This window comes from Vibrio sp. 10N.286.48.B8 (genome assembly GCF_003050085.1).
Classification (GTDB): domain Bacteria; phylum Pseudomonadota; class Gammaproteobacteria; order Enterobacterales; family Vibrionaceae; genus Vibrio; species Vibrio crassostreae.
Map to the genome: position 1 here is coordinate 1 of NZ_PIGD01000047.1, position 3,013 is coordinate 3,013.

General features: G+C 46.0%; 1 pseudogene. It reads right to left on the reverse strand.

The features are described from left to right. Positions 1-3,013 (reverse strand): annotated as a pseudogene (locus CWO08_RS23635) (hypothetical protein); the annotation flags it as partial.

The window sequence follows — 3,013 nt, forward strand, 5'->3', positions numbered from 1 at the left end:
AAACACTGTGCCGTTGTCATAATTGATTTGGGTGATGGTCGTGCCGTCCGCCCCTTCTAGATCAAGAACATTCACAGTCGTAGTTGTCGGCGTACCCGCTGCTAAATCAGCCACAGTTGGCTCTTCAATCGTAAACGCGCCATCTACCATGACTTGGATATCATCGGTAATCGTCACAGCAAGTGGCGACATTAGAGAATCATCGCCATCGCTATCAACCGCGTACACTGGCAAGTTGAACGTTAGGTCGTTATTACCTTGAATTGGTGTGTGGTCAATCGCTTCTATAAGCGTGAAGGTGTATTCACCTAAAGTCGTGCTGCTAAATTCAAGCGTGAAGACTGTAGTCTCGACATTTGAAGTATCTGTGGTGAAACCAATGTAGTTACCCGAACCCGAAGGCTCTTCTCGAATCTCAATCACTAAGCCATCAGATTTCAGAGTACCGCCGGTATTAAACTCACTCGGCTCAATGCGGAATTTTACAACATCATCACTTTGGTTGGTAAAAGTGATGGTTTCTGTTTGGTTAACCGCACTACCACTTGGTGATGAGCCATCAGCCAGATTAGCTTCTTCAAGTGCAACACTCGGCACCGCATCGATAGTCGGGTTGTCGCCATCGGTTATGGTCAAAGTTACGGTCGCAGTCACCGGATCGTTATCAAAGTCATTGGATGTCACGACTATCGACTTAACAATGTCTTCGCTCGCGGAATGGTCTAAGTTACGGTTGGGCTCAAAGCGCATCTCACCTTGAAGGGTGATGTACAACTCACCTTCTGTGAAACTGAATTGCTGTTCGCCTGCGATGCTCTGATCCAACGTCTTAACGATTCCACCAAAAGAAAACTCAGTAACCGTTGCACCATCAGCACTTTGGTTTGGCATTACATCAATGGTATTGGTTGTTACCGTACCATCAGCCAGATTTGGCTCAACGATATCTAACGTACCGTCTTGCATGATTTGAACATCATCGCCGATGGTTACATTGAGTTGAGACACCAAAGAATCATCGCCATCGCTGTCTACCGCATAGACCGGAAGATCAAAGCTCAGATCATTGTTCGTTAGACCATCTGCATGATCTAACGCTTCCAATAAAGTAAAGGTGTATTCACCAAGAGTCGAGGTCGAGAAGCTAATCGTGAACACTGGAATTTCAGCATTTGAACCATCAGTAATGAAGCCGATATAAGTACCTGGATTCGCTGAATCTTCTTTTATCTCGACCACAAAACCATTCGATTTCAGTGCGCCGCCGACATTGAACTCGGTAGGTTCAAGACGGAAACGGGTCACATCATCACTTTGATTAGTAAAAGTAAGCGTCTCAGTTTGACTTACAGCACCGCTACTTGGCGCTGAGCCATCAGCAAGATTAGTTTCAGACAGAGTAACACTTGGCACCGTATCAATGGTCGGGATATCACCATCAGTAATCGTCAGGGTGACTGTCGATGTCACGGTATCCTTATCGAAATCGCTTGAGGTGACCTGGATCTGTTTAACGATATCTCCGCTAGTATGGTCAAGATTACGGTTCGGCTCGAAGCGAACGTCACCTTGAATAGTGATATACAGTGAACCTTCAGCAACTACGAACTTCTGCTCGCCAGTATTATTCTGGTCAAGCGTTAATACAGTCCCGCCATCATAAGTAAATTGTGTGATGGTCGCGCCGTCTGCCCCTTCTTGATCAAATACATTAACGGTCGTTGTCGTGGGCGTGCCCGCCGTCAAATCAGCAACTGTTGGCTCGACAATATTTAACGCTCCATCTTGCATGATTTGAACATCATCACCGATGGTCACATTCAACTGTGACACCAATGAATCGTCGCCGTCGGTGTCTACCGCATAAACAGGAAGATCAAAGCTAAGATCGTTGTTCGCTAAACCATCCACATGGTCTAATGCTTCCAACAACGTGAAAGTGTATTGGCCGAGGGTAGTACTAGAGAAACTGATCGTGAACACGTTGGTTTCAACGTTCGAACCATCCGTCACAAAACCGATATAACCACCTGGTGTGCTTGGGTCTGCTTTTAGTTCAACCACCAGCCCATTTGATTTAAGCCCCCCACCAACATTGAATTCTGTCGGTTCAATACGGAAACTCGCCACATCATCACTTTGATTAGTGAAGGTAATCGTCTCTGTTTGACTTACAGCGACACCACTTGGCGTAGAACCATCACTCAAATTAGTTTCAGATAAAGTAACGCTCGGTACATTATCAATCGTTGGGATGTCACCATCGGTAATAGTCAACGTGACTGTAGAAGTAACAACATCACTATCTGAGTCGCTTGAAGTCACGACTATCGACTTAACGATGTCTCCACTTGTGTGGTCGAGGTTACGGTTTGGTTCAAAGCGCACATCACCTTGCAGCGTGACATAAAGCGAACCTTCAGCAACCACAAACTTCTGCTCTCCCGTATTGCTCTGGTCAAGCGTAAACACTGTGCCGTTGTCATAATTGATTTGGGTGATGGTCGTGCCGTCCGCCCCTTCTAGATCAAGAACATTCACAGTCGTAGTTGTCGGCGTACCCGCTGCTAAATCAGCCACAGTTGGCTCTTCAATCGTAAACGCGCCATCTACCATGACTTGGATATCATCGGTAATCGTCACAGCAAGTGGCGACATTAGAGAATCATCGCCATCGCTATCAACCGCGTACACTGGCAAGTTGAACGTTAGGTCGTTATTACCTTGAATTGGTGTGTGGTCAATCGCTTCTATAAGCGTGAAGGTGTATTCACCTAAAGTCGTGCTGCTAAATTCAAGCGTGAAGACTGTAGTCTCGACATTTGAAGTATCTGTGGTGAAACCAATGTAGTTACCCGAACCCGAAGGCTCTTCTCGAATCTCAATCACTAAGCCATCAGATTTCAGAGTACCGTCGGTATTAAACTCACTCGGCTCTAAACGGAATTTCTCCACATCATCACTTTGATTGGTGAAAGTGATGGTTTCTGTTTGGCTAACCGCACTGCCGCTT